This window comes from Paenibacillus sp. FSL W7-1279 (assembly GCF_037969845.1).
Lineage (GTDB): Bacteria > Bacillota > Bacilli > Paenibacillales > Paenibacillaceae > Paenibacillus_AQ.
On the sequence record NZ_CP150215.1, the window covers coordinates 181,704 to 199,778 of the forward strand.

The window sequence follows — 18,075 nt, forward strand, 5'->3', positions numbered from 1 at the left end:
AAGAGGTTGACGGAGGCGGGAACGGCCTGATTTGACGATAGCGCTTTCAACGAGATCGCTGCATCAGCCGACATTATCAACCACTCTCGTCAGGAGGTCCTCATGAATCGTTCATTACGATTGTTCGCCGGCACTTCAAATCCGACGCTTGCCGCAAATATCAGTCAGCAGTTGGGAGTTGAACCGGGAAAGATCAAGATTTCCCGCTTTCAGAGTGGCGAAGTTTATGTGCACTTTGAAGAGAGCATCCGCAATTGCGATGTTTTCCTGCTGCAGTCCTTTTCTCACCCTATCAATGAAATGTTCGTGGAGCTATTGGTGATGATTGATGCCGCGAAGCGCGCTTCCGCCAGAACGATCAATATCATTGTGCCTTATTACGGTTATGCCAGACAGGAACGAAAGTCAGCGCCGCGTGAACCGATATCGGCCAAAATGGTAGCCGACGTGCTGACCACAGCCGGTGCCAACCGCGTGATAACCATCGATCTGCATGCGCCAGCCATTCAGGGCTTCTTCAATATACCGGTGGATCATCTGACTGCGCTGGATTTGATTACGGAGTATCTGAAGTCCAAGAACATCGAGAATCCGGTTATCGTTTCTCCCGATGCCGGTCGGGCGAAGACGGCCGAGAAGCTTTCGAGCCGCCTGGGGTCGCCGTTTGCCATGATGGTCAAGCAGCGTCCTGCCCATAACGAAGCGGTTATTACCCATGTTATAGGGGACGTGGCGGGTCGCACGCCGATTATTATCGAAGACTTGATCGATACGGGAACCACCATCGTGCAAGTGGTGGAAAGCTTAAAGGATCGGGGAGCCAATGATGCCATTGTGTGCGCGACCCATGGCCTTTTCTCCGGTGAAGCACTTGACCGTCTCGACCATGCACATATCGAGGAAATCGTGGTCACAGACTCCATTGTGCTCCCGGACCATCACTGCAAAATGCGGCTTAAGGTGCTGTCCGTAGCGCCCATGTTGGCCCAGGCAACCCATATTATTATCGAGGGCGGATCGATCGCCACTTTGTTCAAAGACGCCGGTGTGTAAACTGGTGTCTTTTTTCTGCAAATGACGTTGAAACTTGTGTTATACTGTTGTGGATAGAGGAGCAAGTTAAAGGAGGTGCCTTGCTTTTCGTGAATGGTCATCCATATGGGTCCAGTGACCCCCACAATGTTATATCTATCGAGATGAATGCCAATTTCTTCTTCGATCGCGCGGTTCGTTCGCTTGATCGTTTCCAATATGACAAGGCTCTGAAATATTTTCGCAAAGCTGTTGAATATGAACCGGATAATCCGGTGAATCATTGCAATATGGCGGGTATATTATCAGAGACGGGAGATTATAAAGCTTCCAACGATGTGCTGGCTCACATTCTGGAGCAGGTTGACCCGTTGATGACGGAGTGCTACTTCTATATGGCGAACAATTACGCCAATATGGAGCAATTCGAGAAAGCGGAAGAAGCGCTTGTTACCTATCTGGAGGAAGACCCGAGCGGTCAGTTTTTGGATGAGGCTGAGGAGATGATGGAGCTGCTTCATTACGAGCTGAATCGTCCAGCCAAGCTAAACCGGATCAAGAGTCGTGAAGGCGTGGTCGAGCATGAGCATGCGCGGGCACTGCTTGAGGAAGGGAAATTCGCACAAGCGGTCAAGCTGTTGGAGGAAATCGTCAAGGATAATCCGGATTTTCTGGCTGCGCGCAACAATCTGTCTCTAGCCTATTATTATATGGGACGCTTTGATACCGCGAAGCGCACCATTGGCGAGGTGTTGGATCAGGAGCCGGGCAATCTGCACGGTCTATGCAATCTGGCTATCTTCTTTCAGCATGAAGGAAATCAGGAGCAGCGTGACCGATTGATGGACATGCTAACGGTGACGGTTCCTTTCCATCAGGAGCATGTGTTTAAGCTGGCGACAACGATGGGAATACTGGGGCAGCACGAAATTGCCTACGGTCATTTTCGCCGGTTGTTGAAGGATGAGGAGTTTAGCGGAGATCCTAGCCTGTATCATTACACGGCCGTTGCGGCATGCAATAGCGGTTATTATGACAGGGCCGAGAAATATTGGCGGCAAGCATTGAAGCTGGATGGGGATTCGGTGATTCCGAATTTCTATCTGGCACAGCTGCAAAAGCGTAAAGAGACCGGTACGGAACAGATGAAGGTGAGTTATCACTATCATCTTCCGTTCGAAGAGCAGTTCAAACGCTGGGAGCATGACGGCGACAAATTGACGGAGGAAGCGAAGCAGAATCCGCTGATTCGTTCTTCGTTCTTCTGGGCGCTCCGACATGGCGATCCCCATACCAAGCTGCAGGTGATCCGGACGCTGGAATTGATTGCCGATGAAGAGGTGCAGCACGCGCTGCAATCGTTCCTGCAGGAACCGGGAGAGGATGCGGAGCTGAAGGATGCTGCCCGCCTGGTGCTTCAGCAGATGGAGGCCGCAAGCAATCGGCTGAAGGAACGCCGCGACGATCGCGATATATCCAGCAGCAAGACCCGCGAGGTGCTGCCGGATTGGCTGCCTTCCTGGAAGGCGGTGTTGGAGAGGGCAGAGCAGACTATGGACATGCGGGTAGATGCTTTTTGGAAAAAAGAGATGGAGAATCTCTGGTCCGAGTTCCTGAGCCGGCTGTACCCTGATATTCCGAACATTCGGAATGTGGAGGGCTGGGCAGCGGCATTGGAATATTTGACGGCCAAGAAGCGTGGAAGAACTCTGACCTATGAACAGGTAGCTGTCCGTTACGGCATTTCGCCATCAACGGTGAGCCGTTACGCACGTCAAATGGATAGCGTATGTGAAACGAAAGCACAGCCGGATGATAATTTCCGGCCATTTACGGAAAACATTTAAGTAAGAACCCATATTCGGATACTTAGGAGACCTTGGTACATGAAGATTCCATAAGTCCTGAATAGGATGTAGCACGTAACAGAAATCGACACCTTAAAGGAGGCCGTATCTATGTACAAATCAATCGTAATCGGAACAGGACCTGCCGGATTGACGGCAGCCATCTACTTGGCACGCGCGAACTTGAAGCCGCTCGTTATCGAAGGAATGCAGCCGGGCGGTCAGCTTACGACAACGACCGAGGTTGAGAACTTCCCCGGATTTCCGCAAGGAATCATGGGCCCCGAGCTGATGGATAATATGCGTCAACAAGCGGAGCGCTTCGGTGCGGAGTTCAAGAGCGCCTGGGTCGAGTCCGTTGATTTCTCCGAGCGTCCGTTCAAGGTGAATGTTGAGGGCATGGGCGAGCTTCTGGCTGAGTCCGTGATTATCTCGACGGGAGCTTCCGCGAAGTATCTCGGAATTCCGGGAGAGCAGGAGAACGTTGGTCGCGGCGTAAGCACATGCGCCACTTGCGACGGGTTCTTCTTCCGCGGGAAAAAAATCATTGTCATCGGCGGCGGCGATTCCGCGATGGAGGAAGCCAGCTTCCTGACGCGTTTTGCTTCCAGCGTTACGGTAGTGAATCGCCGCACCGAGCTGCGTGCATCCAAGATCATGCAGGATCGCGCGCGCGAGAACGAGAAGATCCAGTGGGCTCTGGACCGTACGCCGGTTGAGGTGGTTACCAGCGAAACTGGTGTAAAAGGATTGAAGGTCCGCAACAATGAAACGGGAGAAGAAGAACTGATTGAAGCGGAAGGCGTATTCGTGGCGATCGGCCATACGCCGAATACGAGCTTCCTTGGCAATCAGATTACAACCGATCCGACAGGCTATATCCTGGTTAAACCGGGAACGACAGAGACGAACATCCCGGGCGTGTTCGCTTGCGGCGATGTCCAGGACACACGTTACCGCCAAGCGATTACGGCCGCAGGCACAGGCTGTATGGCCGCTATGGACTGCGAGAAATATCTCGAAGGCCATATGGTGCATGACTGGAGCGAAACGCTGAATAAATAATCCCTGACTTTTAGGGGATGATATGTGAAATAGAAAAAGCCTCTGAGCTATACAGCTGACGGTTTTGGCGAGACTAACATCTCGTACCTAACCTGTCTTGTGTAGCCCGGGGCTTTTTTTGCTGAGGTTACAGGCTTAATGCCTTGTTGGCATTCTTCACGTCATTCTCCAGCAGCTGCTTCAAATTGTAGGAAGGATACAGACCGCGAGCATACATGAAATAGAAGACCTTGCCGTGCAGTTCAATGGCTTTGTTCAATTGCTTCTGCAGGGTTTCTCTTACGCTTGGTGTTGCGGCTTCGGTAATCGCAATGGCGTAGCTGCGGACAGAGGTTTTGGCGAAGCCCAGCAGATGGCCTGCGTAATACGCCGTCAAATCGGCACCGGAAAGACTGCGGGTTCCTGTGGGCGCTTGTGAAAAATAAGGCAGGAGCTCCCTCAGGTTCTGTTCTACTCCATTTATCGCTTCAGTATACAGCCCATGGAGCTCCGGGTCCTTGATATCATGCAATGACATCTTGAACCCCATCAGGTTATTTGCCTGAAAGGCGGTTAATTCATGAATCTCCAACGTTTCATGCCAAGCGAGATGCCTCGGATTTTGACTCATGCTCAAGTAGATTCTCCTCCATAATCAATATGCGATAGCCTATTCATCGGATGGAGAAATGGTGCATCTGCCCAGACCTAAACCTTACAAATCTAGCGACAACCGCACCATATCGCGCAGCCGCATGCCATTCTCGTAGATTTCTTCATCATAATGACGGACAAAAAAGTCCCGGTCGATGCCTGTCATCCGAAATCCGCATTTCTGATACAGCGCCAGCTGCGCGACGCCCGTACTCCCTGTTCCGACTTCAATGGTTGCATATCCGAGCTCTCGGGCCTGCCCGATGGCATGATTCACAAGCTGTTTGCCATATCCCTGGCCGTGCAGATTCTCGCTTACGGCAACGTTAACGAGCTCGATCGTATCAGGCCTTGTAGGCAGCAGGACGTAGACCCCAATGGGATGCGTGTTCTCTTCAGCGACATAACAATGACCGCGCTTTACATAGTCCTCCACGAGCCTTACCGATGGATCTGCAAGCAGCAGCAGGTCCATTGGGGGTTTTTCATGAGTATTCAGTTTACTAATGTTCACGAGTTTTTCCCTCATTATCATCTATAGTAATTATAAAAACAGGTTTATTGTAACATGCCGGGCCATCAAATTCCTGGATTTGGATGATTTCTCAACTGACGGTTGAATTCTTCCGGTATTCAATAATCAGGTTATTGTATGCCTTACGCAGCGCCCCTACAATGTGGTTATATAGGAGCGTGATTCATATGAGAGACATGTTAGCCAAAAATATTCATCGATACCGCAAAGAACGGGGGCTCACCCAGGAGGGGTTGGCCCACAAGCTGGGCGTGACGTTCCAGGCGGTGTCCAAGTGGGAAACGGGACAGACCATGCCCGATATGGCGCTGCTTCCGGAGCTGTCACAGCTGCTTGATGTCAGCATCGATAAGTTGTTTGGTTATTCTGTGACGGGCAAGCCAATCAGCATATATGAAGAGGAGTACAAAACACCGGAGTACTATTGGGGCACGGAGCCGAATGCAGCCTGTTATCAGGTGCTAGAAATGATCCCTCCCACAAGAAGGGTGAAGCTGCTGGATATCGGTTGCGGGGAAGGGAAGGATGCCGTGTTTTTTGCGCGTAACGGCTATGATGTCACAGCATTCGACATTTCGGATGCGGGGATTGAGAAAACGAAGCGTTTGGCCGATCATATTGGGGTTCATGTGAACGTATTTAAGGCGGATATTTCGGATTACCGTTTGGATTCGGAGTTTGACGTGCTGTATTCCAGCGGCGTTCTGCATTATATCAGACCCGAGTACCGTGAAGAGATCTTTGCTAATTATAAAAAATTCACGTCGGCCGAGGGGCTTCATTGCCTTAATGTGTTCGTACAAAAGCCGTTCATTGCGCCTCCTCCCGAGGATGAGCCGTACGCTTACGACTGGAAATCCGGGGAGCTTATGATGCATTATCACGATTGGTTGATTCACAGCTGCCCGGAGGTGATTTTTGATTGTAACTCATCGGGTATTCCGCACCGGCATGCGATGAGTAAGTTGATTGCGCAGAAGGCGTAATGGAAGGGAGGTTGGGCGGTTTTCTTGCTTTTACGAATATAAATATGAGGATTGTTAACATAGCGGCCCCTCCCGGGACATACATAAGGGTGTAGGAATAATAAATATTGGCATGGGAGGTCTTTCATGAACAACCATAACCATTTTGGTTATCCAGCCCCGCCTGCGGGTTATGCACCGGGTTACTATGCCTATCCCCCGCCCCAACCTATACCGCCGAATTACGCGCCGCGTACCCCGGCAATTCCGCAGCCAGCCCACTACGCAGCGCTGGTTGAACCGGTATTTATTGAACATCTGCTTCGGCATAAAGGAGCCAAGGTAGTCATCATGACCACCGCGGGGAAAGTCGATGGGATCTTATCCGGCGTTGCGCTGGATCATCTTCAATTGACGGTCGGGGATCATAAAGCGCTGCACATTCGTCTGGCCGAGGTGGTGTACTTCGAGGGAGTTCCATTCTGATAACAGGGATCAAAAATAGTTTAAACGAAAAATTACCGGCTGGTAGGGAAGGATTAGGCCGGCAAAGCGCCAATTCATACAGTACAGATCCGAGGGCGTTCCGATGGGGACGTCTTTATTCTATTGAACTGAGGCCGATCGATTGGGGTCGGTGTGGAGGAACGATGAAAAAAGTACGGATTCCATTCGACATCAAGGCGCTGCCTGCCAGCTTGCAGCCATATATCCAGACCGCTGCCGTCTATGACAGCAGCTCATCGGAACAGGCCAAAACCCTGTACATCGAGGGAGCGAACCAACCGATGTTTTTGAAGATAACGAAACGCGGTGAACTTAAGAGAGAAGGGATGATGTCGGATTATCTGCACGGAAAAGGCCTGGCTCCCAAGGTGCTGGCTTATGAGCAGCATGGCGAGAACGATTACCTGCTGACCGTCGCTCTGCAGGGTGAAGATGGGGTGTCCGGGGGACACCTTGATGATCCGAAGAGGCTGGCTGCCGTGTTTGGGGAGAGTTTGCGTTATCTCCATTCTGTATCTGCTGCCGATTGTCCATTTCCGAATCGAACGGCTGAACTTCTCCAGGAATATCAGGAAAGTTTCATGAACAAAACGGAAGATATCGAAGGGTTTCCGGGTGGAAGAGAACAGGCTCTATTAAGCCTTGAGAAGCTGCAAGGAACGGCAGATCATGATGTGCTGCTCCACGGCGATTATTGTCTGCCGAATCTGATAATGAGGGATTTCCAGCTTGAAGGTTTTATCGATCTGGGTTATGGCGGGATCGGGGACCTTCACTACGACCTCTATTGGGGGATATGGACGCTGCGATATAACCTGGGGAACGATGACTACAAGGATATTTTTCTCGGCCATTACGGCCGGAACGATTACGATCCGGAGAGATTGGCGTTATGGACTGTACTGACGGATCGTATCTAGGAGGAAAGGGAGATGTACATGAGTTCATATCATATTCGAGTCGCTGGCCGGGAGGATGAATCCTTTCTACGTGAAATGCTGTATCAGTCCCTGTATGTGCCCGAGGGGGAGGAGCCTTTTAGCAGGGATATCCTCGAGGAACCGTTTATGAAAAAATATGTGGAGGACTGGGGGCGAGAGGGCGATTTAGGCTATATTGCCGTGAATGCCGCAGGGAAGCCGGCTGGCTCGATTACGATCCGTTATTTTGATGAAGGGAACAAAGGGTTCGGTTACGTGAGTGACGACATTCCGGAACTGGGCATGGCGCTGCTGCCGGAATCCCGCGGGCAAGGGCTCGGAACGGCCCTGATGAAGGAATTGTTCAGAGGAATGAAGGAGCAGGGAATTCAAAAGGTATCGTTAAGCGTCGCTCCGGAGAATATGGCCGCTATGAAATTATATGAGCGGTTCGGATTCCAGGAGGTGGGCATGAGCGGAACCTCTATCACGATGCTTGCGGATGTAATCTGAAGAATGAGAATTGGGGATCTAATAAGGGAAGATGGGGGGATCGCGATGCTGGTGTACGAGGCTGGACCGATTACGGTTCGCGAGCTGGAGGAGCAGGATGAAATATCCTTGGCTTCATGGCTGTCCAATCCGGATGTGCTGCAGTATTATGAGGGACGGGACAATCCTCACGACGTGGAGCGGGTGCGGGAGCATTTTTACGTGGATGATGATGAGACTCGCTGCATCATTGAGCATGAGGGGAAACCGATCGGATATATTCAGTTTTATCTTCTGGATGAAGAGACGTTAGGCGAGTATGGATATAACGAGAGTGATGCAGACTGCAGAACCTTCGCCACGGATCAATTCATCGGGGAGCCGGATTATTGGAATCGAGGCATCGGTACGAAGCTCATGACTTCCATGGTGGAGTATCTCGTGTTTCAGAGGCAGGCTGATCGGATCGTAATGGACCCGCAGACATGGAATGAACGGGCGATTGCTTGTTACGAGAAGTGCGGCTTCCGGAAGGTCCGACTGCTGGAGAAGCATGAACAGCATGAAGGTGAACTGCGGGACTGCTGGATTATGGAGTATCGGGCAGAGCGAAAGTAAAAAGATTGGGCATTAAAGGAATGGGCCGGTGCGGCTAAGATTACACGTGCTGAGTTTTCAGTTTAGTTAGGAAGCAAAAGAGTACGGTCCTAGAGGAAACCGTACTCTTTTGCATTTTCTTTAAATACTCATATCACTATGGTTTAAGATGGGTCGCTCTATAGATCTTAGGGATCCATCCTCTTTGAGCTGCAGCTGCAACTGGTGCTTGGCGAATACTTCCCGTTTCATGAATCGTAACCGTTAGCGGTATTCCCTTGGAATACGGCGCGCGACCCCGGTTCGGATGGCTGCCTGGATGACAAGGTCCCGGATGCCGCTGACGACTTGCTGGTTGAATACGCTCGGAATGATGTAATGCCGGCTCCGTTCCTTGTCCGTGACCGCCGATGCGATCGCTTCGGCCGCGGCGAGTTTCATCTCCTCGTTGATGGCGGAGGCTCGGCAGTCCAGGGCACCGCGAAAAATACCGGGAAAACATAACACGTTGTTAATCTGGTTCGGGTAATCCGAGCGGCCTGTTGCAATGACACCCGCGATATCCTCCGCCTCCTCCGGCAGAATCTCCGGGATCGGATTGGCCATTGCGAAGACGATCGGGCGCTCTGCCATCGTCTGAACATCCTTTCTCTTCAGGATTCCGCCGGCAGACAAGCCGATAAATACGTCGGCGCCCTGGATGACGTCTTGAAGTGAACCGGAACGCCGTTCGGGGTTGGTGTTGCTGGCGTACCATTGCCACATGGGATGGTCATACGTCTGATCGGCGGTCAGCGCGCCGAGGCGATCGACGCCGATGATGTTCTTCACGCCCGCCGACATAAGTATTTTGCTGCAGGCAACGCCGGCGGCGCCAATGCCGCAGACGACAACCTTCAGATTCTCTACGGATTTACCGACGACCTTCAGCGCATTGATTAAGGCTGCATACAGGACGACGGCGGTTCCATGCTGGTCGTCATGGAACACCGGGATGTCCAATTCCTCGCGCAGACGCTGCTCAATCTCAAAGCATCGCGGCGAGGAGATATCCTCCAGATTGATACCGCCAAACGCGGGAGCGATCGCTTTGATCGCCGTAATGATGCCTTCGGTATCCTGTGTATCCAGACAGATTGGGAAGGAGTCCACATCCGCTAGCTGCTTGAAGAGCATCGACTTACCCTCCATCACCGGCATGGCCGCATAGGGGCCAATATTGCCAAGTCCCAGGACGGCGCTGCCGTCGGAGATGACAGCTACGGTGTTACGCTTGACGGTGAGTGTAAAGGCTTTACGCGGTTCTTCGTGGATTGCCATGCATACGCGAGCAACATCCGGCGTATAGACGCGGGAGAGGTCGTCGCGGTTCTGGATCGGAGCTTTCAGCTTGGTTTCAATCTTTCCTCCAAGATGGAGCAGGAAGGTGCGGTCAGATAGATGCAGCAGCTGAACGCCGGACATGGTGCGAATGCGCTCGGCAATAATGTCGATGTCGATAGTGTCGATCACCGTGATGGTAACGTCGCGAATCGTGGTATGCTTGCTCGTCTGAATAACGTCAATGGCCACGATATCGCCTCCCGCCTCGAAGATGGCGGCCGTTACTTCGCCGAAGCTTGCTTCTTCCGTATGCATTTCGATTCTTGCGATGACACTTTTGCCGCCTAGTTTGCTGGTATTCATGACTGCCTCCTTGGCTTATCGATATACGTATGATGGGTTAGCCTTCTTCGTTCACGACAACTTCCTTGCCTCTTCGCTTGAGTAGAATCGGAACGATAATCCAGAGCAAGGCGATGATGAGGAATGCCAGCGACATCGGCTTCTGCAGGAAGATCATAAAGTCGCCGTTGGATGTGGTCAGCGCCCGGCGCATATTGTTCTCGATCATGGGACCCAGCACGAGCCCGAGCACCAGCGGCGCGAGCGGAAAGTCATTGCGGGCCAGCAGGAAGCCGGCAATGCCGCAGATGAGCAGTAGGACCAGGTCAAAGATCTGTGCTTGAACGGCGTAAACGCCAAAGATGGAGATGGCAATGATGATCGGTATGAGATATTTGGCCGGGGTCTGGATGACCTTGGCAAATACTTTAACCAGCGGCATGTTCAGTACAAGCAGAAGCAGGTTACCGATGAGCATGCTGGCGATCAGTCCCCATGCAACTTGAGGGTGCTCCTCGAACAGCAGCGGGCCTGGCTGGATGTTGTACATGATGAGCGCCCCCATCAGGATGGCAGTTGTTCCGGAACCCGGAATACCCAGTGTCAGCAGAGGGATCATAGCACCTCCGGATGCCGCATTGTTGGCTGACTCGGGTGCAGCAACGCCAGCGATGTTGCCTTTGCCGAAGGATTCGGGATGCTTGCTAACCTTTTTCTCGACGATATAACTGAAGAAGGAAGCAAGCGTTGCGCCGGCACCCGGCAGGATGCCGATAAAGAAGCCGAGGATCGAGCCGCGGGCAATCGGTCCCGCGCTATCCTTCAAGTCTTGGCGTGTCGGCAGGATGCGGCCGATCTTGGAAGTTGGACCCGCTGCGTAGTCCCTCTCCAGGATGGATTTAAACACTTCGCCAAGGGCAAACAAACCGACGGCAATCGTTAGAAATTCCAGTCCGGAATACAGGATGGGGATATCGAAGGTGAATCGGGCGACGCCGGATACGGTATCCATGCCGATGGTAGCGAGCAGCAGACCGAATACGGTCATAATGAGTGCCTTGGTGATCGATTTGCCTGCAAGCCCACTTACTGCACAGAGTCCCAGCAGCATGAGCGAGAAATAATCAGCCGGGCCGAATTTAATCGCTACATTGGATAAAGGCTCCGCCAGTGCGATCAACGCCACAAGCGCGAAGAGCCCGGCTGCGAACGAGCCGATTGCAGCGATGGACAAGGCGGGGCCTGCCCTGCCTTGTTTCGCCATCTGGTAGCCGTCCAGCGTCGTAACGACGGAAGAGGACTCTCCGGGCGTGTTCAGCAGAATCGAAGTTGTAGATCCGCCATACATGGCTCCATAATAAACGCCTGCCAGCAGAATGATTGAGCTGGTTGCTGCCGCTTCCGCCGGCAAGCCGCTAGTCAACGAGGCAGTGACGGGGATCAGAAGCGCGACGCCGCTCATCGGACCGATGCCGGGAAGCACCCCGACCGAAGTGCCGATCAGCACGCCTAAAAAGGCGAAGAGCAGGTTATGCCACTGCAAGGCGGTCATAAAGCCGTCCGCCAGATAATCCAGAACATTCATTGTAGATTCCTCCCATGCTCATGATAGCCAAGACGGGAAGCCCGGCATGGAGCCTTCCAGCAAGACGACAAAGATGACGTACACGCCGCCGGAGAACAGCGCGGAGATTAGAATGGATTTCAGCCACACGCCTCGTTCCAGCGTCTGAAACGCAAACAGGAGGAACAGGAAGGTACCGATGATATATCCGATGAATTCCAGGAAATAGGCATAGAGAAAGGCTGCCGCAAAAATCATGAAGAACCGTTTGTAGTCCAGTTTCTCTGTACGATTCTCCGTCGGCTTGGCTTTCAGGGCTTCATAAAACAAACGAATGCTCAGCAGCACAAGCGCCAGCCCGAGGCCGAACGGGAATATGTTAGGGCCAACGGTGCTTCCGTACGCGGATGAGCTGATCTTGGCGCTCTGCCACATAAAGCCGATGCCAAGGAGCAGAAATACGATGCTGGCGTAGCGGTCAAACGTTCTGTTCAAGGTGGACACCTCCTCAAGGATGAAACGGGAGAGGGGAGCGCACCGCTCCCTCAACTCCAAGGCTTACTTCTGCATACCCAGCGCTGTGAGCAGCTCCTGCACGTCTCGCTCCTGTTCTTCAAGGAATGCCTTGAAGTCAGCAGCGTTTCGGTATTCGCTTGCCCAGTCGTTGGCAACCAGCTCTTTCTGCCATGCTTCGTTCTCGGAGAGGGCCTTCAGCGTTTTATCCCAGAAGGCCAGCTGTTCTTCCGTCAGTCCCTTCGGACCGAATACGCCGCGCCAGATCGTAAATTCGGCATCCAGACCGAGCTCCTTCAGGGTCGGTACATCTGCGAAGTCTCCGCCCTGGCGTTCACTTGAAGTAACGGCCAGAATTTTGATCTTGCCGGCTTTCAAGTAACTGCCGAGCGAAGAGATGTCCGTGCCGATCGCGTCGGCATTGTTGCCGAGGAGGGCCGCGATGGCTTCGCCGCCGCCATCATAGGATAAGTACTTCACGGTTCTCGGATCCACGCCGGATTTGAATGCAGGCAGAACGCTGATCAAGTGGTCCATCGAGCCAGGAGCGGAGCCGCCAGCTAGCGTGACTGAAGTGGGATCGGCTTTGATCGCGTCGATCAGCGATTGCAGGTCGGTGAATTTGGAGTTTGCTGGTACGGCAATCGCTCCATAGTCTTTGGTCATTTGGGCGAGCGGTGTCACGTCTTTGTAGCCGAACGGACTGTTCCCTTCTTTTTTCAGATTGTTAATGAGAATGGGCGGAGAACTCACGAATAGCTTGTAGGGATCTTCGTTGTCTTTTGCTACATATTCCGCGAGAAATACGGTCCCGCCGCCGCCGGGTTTATTCTCAACGGTCATGGTCTGTTCGATGAGCTTCGTCTCCGTTAATACTTTGGTGAGGGAACGGGCCGTTTTGTCCCACCCACCGCCGGCGCCTGAAGGCGCGGTCACGATAAATGGTTTTTTCGGATAATCGCCGGTGCTGCTTCCGGAAGTACTGCAGGCTGTCAGGCTCATCGCCAGGACAAGTGCAGAAGCTATGATTTTGAAGCCGGTTCGTTTCAGCATGAATAAGTTCCTCCTTAATGGATAACCATTGCTCGTAATTTCTGTAAGCGCTTACTTTATAGGGTTCCTCTATACTATCATCGAGAATTTGGCTTGAATAGAATTGCGACATAAGTTGAAAAAGCTTCATTTCGCTAATTTTGTTCATAAAATTCACGGCCGATTTTTTTCAGAGACTATTGTTACAGGTGTGATCTAGAATACAATAGGGAAATCAGAGCAACGTTTATGGCGACAATCCTTATGGAGGAATATGAATGCGTTTACAGACTAGATTGATTCTGCTTATAGGCACCCTTTTGTTTTCTGTTATTGTCGCCTTGACCTTCAGTTTTGAGCGGCTGCTCGTCACAACGCTGGAGAAAAGCATTGGCGCTTCGGCATTAAAGCTGGCGAAGGCCGTGGCGGAGATGGACGTCATTCAGGCCGCGTTCGAGGAAGAGAACCCGTCTGCCATCATTCAGCCTGTGGTGGAGGAAATTCGGATGGAGACAGACGCGGAATATATCGTCATCGGTAATCGAGAAGGGATCCGTTATGCGCATCCGCTCGCCGATCGGATCGGCAAAGAGATGGTCGGTGGCGACAATGGCCCTGTATTACAGGGCATGAGCATCACATCGAAGGCGATTGGCTCCATGGGACCCTCGCTTCGGGGGAAGACGCCGATCTACAATGATAAGAATGAAATCATCGGTATCGTATCGGTCGGCATTTTAATGAAGGATATCGAGATATCGGCACAATCGTATCGCAATCGTGTCCTGTTCTTTGCAGGAATTGCGTTAATCCTGGGATGTGGCGGCGCTATATGGATATCGTCCAGCGTCAAGCGATCCATTCACGGGCTGGAGCCCAAGGAAATCGGCTTGTTATATCAAGAGAAACGGGCGATTCTGGAAACGATTCATGAAGGCATTATCGCTGTCAATCGGGAGGGCATCGTAACCTTGGCCAACCATACAGCCATGATGCTGATTGATCCGGAGGAGTGCAGGGTGATCGTCGGACAGTATATTCACGACGTTATCCCGGGCACCAGGCTGCTGGAGGTGATGCAAACCGGGGTAGCAGAGAAAGATCAAGAGATGGTCATTAACGATCATGCGGTTGTGGTGAACCGGCTGCCTATCTATGATCATGAGCATCGGATTGTAGGGGCGGTCTCCAGCTTTCGAAACAAATCCGAGCTGCTGCACTTGACCGAAGAGCTCACGCAGGTGAAGAGATATACGGAAGCGCTGCGCGCGCAGACGCACGAATATTCCAACAAGCTGTATACGATATACGGCCTGATTCAGCTGGAATCGTACCAGGAGGCGATGGATCTGATTACGCATGAGACCGATGTGCACCAGAACCTGATTCAATTCCTGCTTCAGGAGATTCCTGATCCCATCATCGGCGGCATTCTTATTGGAAAGTTTAATCGCGGAAGCGAGTTGAAGGTGAAGGTTGAGATCGACCGGAGCAGTTCCTTTAAAGACATTCCCAGTCATATTAGCCGAAACCAGCTCGTTACTATTATCGGTAATTTGATCGACAACGCCATGGAGGCAGCAATGGGATCCAAATCGGAGAATAGATGGGTTAGGATAGAGTTACACGATCAGGCCAATGAATTAATGATCGAAGTATCCGACAGCGGGACCGGTATTGCCGAGGCTGGAACGGATCGACTGTTTGAGTTGGGGTACTCCACCAAGGGGGAACGCAATCGAGGTTTTGGCCTATCGATCGTCAACGGGACCATACAGCAGCTTCAGGGTACCATTGCTTACCGCAACGAACCTGAAGGCGGGGCCGTGTTCACGGTCAAGATACCAAAAGCAAGGGGAGATGTTCATGATTCGGGTAGCAATCATTGAGGATGATGTGCGTATTGCCAGCATTAATCAACGGTTCGTTGAGAAGGTAGAGGGCTTCGAGGTCGTCGGCATTGCAACGGATCGGGCCCAGGCGCATGAGCAGCTGGATATTCTGGCACCTGATCTGGTGCTGCTGGATTTGTATTTCCCCGATATGTCGGGATTGGATCTGCTGCAGCATATTCAACGGGGATATCCGAATACCGATGTTATTATTATAACGGCAGCCAAGGAATTCGATACGGTGCGGGAGGCGATTCGCGGCGGAGTGTACGATTTTATGATCAAGCCGGTGGTCTTCGACCGTTTCCAGGAGAAGCTGAAAGCTTATCGGAAATATTACGAGCAGATGAAGCAGCTCGGCGGCGCGAACAAGCAGATCGATCAACAGGGCATTGACCAGCTGTTATGGCGTGCCGGTGAACGGATGGACAGGGAAGTATATTTTCCAAAAGGCATCGATAAACTGACGAGCGAGAAAATCCTATCCTACATCGAGGAGTCCGGGGACGTGTGGACCGCGGAGGAACTGGGCAAACGTGGAGGCTTCAGCCGAACGACGGCGAGAAGATATCTGGAGTACTTCGTGGAGAAGGGCGTCCTCGTGGCGGATATTTCCTATGGCACGGTAGGCAGGCCGGAACGGGTATACCGGAAAGCGGAGGATTAAATAACAGGATGATGGTGCGGCAACTCTCCTAAGCTTGCAGGGTTATCGTTTAAGCTATTACCTGTATTCTCAGAGAAAGGATGGACGCTATGATTACTACCGTTGTTTTTGATCTGGACGGGACCCTGCTTGACCGCGATACATCACTGGTTCGCTTCGTACAAGACCAATATGATCGTTTATTGCTCCTTGATGCGTCAGTGGACAGAGAGGTGTATGTGAGACGGTTTGTTGAACTGGATCGCAGGGGATATGTATGGAAGGATCAAGTATATCGTCAGCTAATCGAGGAGTTTGCTCTACCTCTGCCATGGGATACCCTCCTGGCCGATTACATATCCGAGTTCCATCATCATTGCGTCGGTTTCCCCAATCTGTATGCAGCGTTGGACAGCTTGAAAGGTAAGGGAATAAAACTCGGACTGATCTCCAATGGTTACGGCGAATTTCAATATAACAATATCAAGGGACTTGGCATCGAGCCTTATTTTGATCTTATCGCGATTTCGGAATGGGAGGGTTTACGCAAGCCCGATCCAAGGATTTTTGCCAATACATTAAGTCGTCTTAAATCAAAGGCCGAAGAATCCATCTATGTCGGCGACCATCCGGACAACGACGTAACCGCAAGCCGGCGTATCGGCATGAAGGGCATCTGGAAGCGAGATCCCTACTATGATCCGGACTTCGCCAAGGATGGGGAGATTACCGATTTGCTTGAGATTATCGATTATTTGCAAAATTGAAAAACCATTCCCTATGCATCCTCGTTATTATGATATGAGCCTAATCGGGATAACCATGTTTTCAAATGCTTCTTGCATATGGTGATCCTGCCCACACTGCTGGTGTGGGTTATTCGGTTTTGGGGTATAACCGGAAACCCCCGGGTTAACAGCAGGGCCGATTATGACGCGGGTGTGCGTTTTTTTAAACGCATTTTAAACATAGGAATCCCCGTCATTTAAACTTGATCCTGTAACTTATAAGTAGAACATCACAGAGGGAGTGAACGAAGAGCATGCTGGAAGCCTATCTGTTTCCTATATCTTATGCATTTTTAACCTTTCCCATAGCGGCTTTGCTGTGCGCAGTTCCCTTTCTGATTGTGCAGTATCGCAAATATGGTTATTTTAATAAATTCCGGGGATTTCTGCTGTATCTATTTCTTCTCTACATGATGAACGCGGTGTATCTGGTGCTCCTTCCTTTGCCTGCCTCGCGGCATAATACCCCGATGAATGTGGCCTCGGTCATGCAGTGGATTCCGCTGAATTTTATACAGGATATATTGAAGGAGACCAAGGTGGTATGGGGCGTACCCTCGACTTACCTGCATTTGTTGAAGGAAAGAGCCTTCTTGCAGGTCGTGTTTAACGTATTTCTCGTGGTTCCGTTCGGTATGTTCCTGCGTTATTACGCTCGGGCATCCTGGGTTACGTGCCTGGTGGCCTCATTCGGACTCTCGCTGTTCTTCGAGGTGACCCAGGTGACCGGCATTTACGGCATCTATGATCACCCTTACCGGTTGTTTGATGTGGACGATCTGCTGTTGAATACCATGGGTGGGATGATGGGATTCTTGCTCGCGGATTGGATGAAAAATCACCTGCCACGCCTTGATCGACTGGACGAGACGGTGGATCTGTCGCAGAAACGGGTCAGTTATACGCGCCGGGCGATCGCTTTTGGCATTGATGCAGGGGTCGTGCTGCCGATCATCGGCGTGTTGACCGTACTGAACGTGAGGGGTGCGTATTTTATTGTCGTCATTTTATATCATATCGTGCTGCCTTATATGATGCAGGGACAGACGCTGGGGAAATGGGTCGTCCGGGTTCAGATCCGCGGAGCGGGCGAACATCTGAAGCTGAAGGAAGTGATTGTTCGCAACGGCCTGCTGTATGTGGTATGGGGCGGGTTCCATGCCCTGTTCATTACGGTTAATGTCACCGGCTCTCATGTCCTGCTTGCGATGTACGCGCTGGGGATATTGCTGCTGGACGGCGTTGTGTTCCTTCACATGCTGTTATGTCTCATCCATCGTGACCGGAAGCTGCTGCATGAAGCCAAGAGCGGAACGAGGCTGGGTATTGTAGAGAATAAACCATTAACCAAGACGGATTAATTAAGGTTACCACAGGGTCTC

The 18,075-nt window shown here is 51.7% G+C and carries 18 protein-coding genes; 12 read left to right on the forward strand and 6 right to left on the reverse strand.

Annotation, left to right across the window (positions count from 1 at the left end; translation table 11 throughout):
- Positions 1 to 102: 102 nt before the first annotated feature.
- The 3 genes from MKY82_RS00865 (at position 103) to trxB (ending at position 3,944) form a co-directional block, all read left to right on the forward strand.
- Positions 103 to 1,053 carry a ribose-phosphate pyrophosphokinase gene (locus MKY82_RS00865; RefSeq protein ID WP_194540370.1) on the forward strand — a complete coding sequence of 317 codons (951 nt, stop codon included), beginning with the start codon at positions 103 to 105 and terminating at the stop codon, positions 1,051 to 1,053.
- A gap of 143 nt (positions 1,054 to 1,196) precedes the next feature.
- Positions 1,197 to 2,879 carry a tetratricopeptide repeat protein gene (locus MKY82_RS00870; protein ID WP_220687549.1) on the forward strand — a complete coding sequence of 561 codons (1,683 nt, stop codon included), beginning with the start codon at positions 1,197 to 1,199 and terminating at the stop codon, positions 2,877 to 2,879.
- Between the two features lie 111 nt (positions 2,880 to 2,990).
- A complete protein-coding gene (trxB, locus tag MKY82_RS00875; protein ID WP_220686990.1) occupies positions 2,991 to 3,944 on the forward strand; it encodes a thioredoxin-disulfide reductase in 954 nt (317 codons plus the stop codon).
- A 127-nt stretch (positions 3,945 to 4,071) separates the two neighbouring features.
- Here trxB and MKY82_RS00880 read toward each other — a convergent pair whose 3' ends face one another.
- Together MKY82_RS00880 and MKY82_RS00885 are read right to left on the reverse strand one after the other, a co-directional pair.
- A complete protein-coding gene (locus MKY82_RS00880) occupies positions 4,072 to 4,554 on the reverse strand; it encodes a spore coat protein (protein WP_071219456.1) in 483 nt (160 codons plus the stop codon).
- Positions 4,555 to 4,638: 84 nt separating this feature from the next.
- The gene (locus MKY82_RS00885; RefSeq protein WP_339295266.1) at positions 4,639 to 5,091 is read right to left on the reverse strand and encodes a GNAT family N-acetyltransferase; all 453 of its coding nucleotides are present in this window, start codon (positions 5,089 to 5,091) and stop codon (positions 4,639 to 4,641) included.
- 188 nt (positions 5,092 to 5,279) lie between these two features.
- Here MKY82_RS00885 and MKY82_RS00890 point away from each other — a divergent pair, with 188 nt between their 5' ends.
- The 5 genes from MKY82_RS00890 (at position 5,280) to MKY82_RS00910 (ending at position 8,614) form a co-directional block, all read left to right on the forward strand.
- Positions 5,280 to 6,098: a helix-turn-helix domain-containing protein gene (locus MKY82_RS00890; RefSeq protein WP_339220893.1), complete on the forward strand. Its 819-nt coding sequence runs from the start codon at positions 5,280 to 5,282 to the stop codon at positions 6,096 to 6,098.
- Positions 6,099 to 6,224: 126 nt separating this feature from the next.
- Positions 6,225 to 6,563, forward strand: coding sequence for a DUF2642 domain-containing protein (locus tag MKY82_RS00895; protein WP_220686987.1), 339 nt, complete (start codon positions 6,225 to 6,227; stop codon positions 6,561 to 6,563).
- A 164-nt stretch (positions 6,564 to 6,727) separates the two neighbouring features.
- Complete coding sequence (locus tag MKY82_RS00900; RefSeq protein ID WP_339220895.1) at positions 6,728 to 7,504, forward strand: aminoglycoside 3'-phosphotransferase; 777 nt, start codon at positions 6,728 to 6,730, stop codon at positions 7,502 to 7,504.
- 12 nt (positions 7,505 to 7,516) lie between these two features.
- The gene (locus MKY82_RS00905) at positions 7,517 to 8,017 is read left to right on the forward strand and encodes a GNAT family N-acetyltransferase (protein ID WP_339295267.1); all 501 of its coding nucleotides are present in this window, start codon (positions 7,517 to 7,519) and stop codon (positions 8,015 to 8,017) included.
- Between the two features lie 45 nt (positions 8,018 to 8,062).
- On the forward strand, positions 8,063 to 8,614 hold the full coding sequence (locus MKY82_RS00910; RefSeq protein WP_339296623.1) for a GNAT family N-acetyltransferase: 552 nt from the start codon (positions 8,063 to 8,065) through the stop codon (positions 8,612 to 8,614).
- A 243-nt stretch (positions 8,615 to 8,857) separates the two neighbouring features.
- Here the strand turns inward: MKY82_RS00910 and MKY82_RS00915 are convergent, their stop codons facing one another.
- From MKY82_RS00915 to MKY82_RS00930, 4 genes are all read right to left on the reverse strand, one after another.
- Positions 8,858 to 10,279 (reverse strand): NAD-dependent malic enzyme, encoded by a 1,422-nt coding sequence (locus MKY82_RS00915; protein WP_194540376.1) that lies wholly within the window; start codon positions 10,277 to 10,279, stop codon positions 8,858 to 8,860.
- A gap of 37 nt (positions 10,280 to 10,316) precedes the next feature.
- Entirely contained in the window at positions 10,317 to 11,843 is a 1,527-nt protein-coding gene (locus MKY82_RS00920; protein WP_194540377.1) for a tripartite tricarboxylate transporter permease, read from the reverse strand.
- A gap of 18 nt (positions 11,844 to 11,861) precedes the next feature.
- Positions 11,862 to 12,317: a tripartite tricarboxylate transporter TctB family protein gene (locus tag MKY82_RS00925; protein ID WP_339295268.1), complete on the reverse strand. Its 456-nt coding sequence runs from the start codon at positions 12,315 to 12,317 to the stop codon at positions 11,862 to 11,864.
- A gap of 63 nt (positions 12,318 to 12,380) precedes the next feature.
- A complete protein-coding gene (locus tag MKY82_RS00930; protein ID WP_339296624.1) occupies positions 12,381 to 13,337 on the reverse strand; it encodes a tripartite tricarboxylate transporter substrate-binding protein in 957 nt (318 codons plus the stop codon).
- Between the two features lie 308 nt (positions 13,338 to 13,645).
- On the opposite strand from MKY82_RS00930, the gene MKY82_RS00935 reads away from it, so the two are divergent.
- The 4 genes from MKY82_RS00935 to MKY82_RS00950 all read left to right on the forward strand — a co-directional run bounded on the left by MKY82_RS00935 (position 13,646) and on the right by MKY82_RS00950 (position 18,054).
- Complete coding sequence (locus MKY82_RS00935) at positions 13,646 to 15,256, forward strand: sensor histidine kinase (protein WP_339295269.1); 1,611 nt, start codon at positions 13,646 to 13,648, stop codon at positions 15,254 to 15,256.
- Positions 15,234 to 15,926: a response regulator gene (locus MKY82_RS00940; protein ID WP_194540381.1), complete on the forward strand. Its 693-nt coding sequence runs from the start codon at positions 15,234 to 15,236 to the stop codon at positions 15,924 to 15,926. The genes MKY82_RS00935 and MKY82_RS00940 overlap by 23 nt, the downstream gene beginning before the upstream one ends.
- Before the next feature lie 89 nt (positions 15,927 to 16,015).
- Positions 16,016 to 16,672 (forward strand): HAD family hydrolase, encoded by a 657-nt coding sequence (locus tag MKY82_RS00945; protein WP_339295270.1) that lies wholly within the window; start codon positions 16,016 to 16,018, stop codon positions 16,670 to 16,672.
- Between the two features lie 275 nt (positions 16,673 to 16,947).
- Entirely contained in the window at positions 16,948 to 18,054 is a 1,107-nt protein-coding gene (locus tag MKY82_RS00950) for a VanZ family protein (RefSeq protein WP_339295271.1), read from the forward strand.
- Positions 18,055 to 18,075 lie beyond the last annotated feature (21 nt).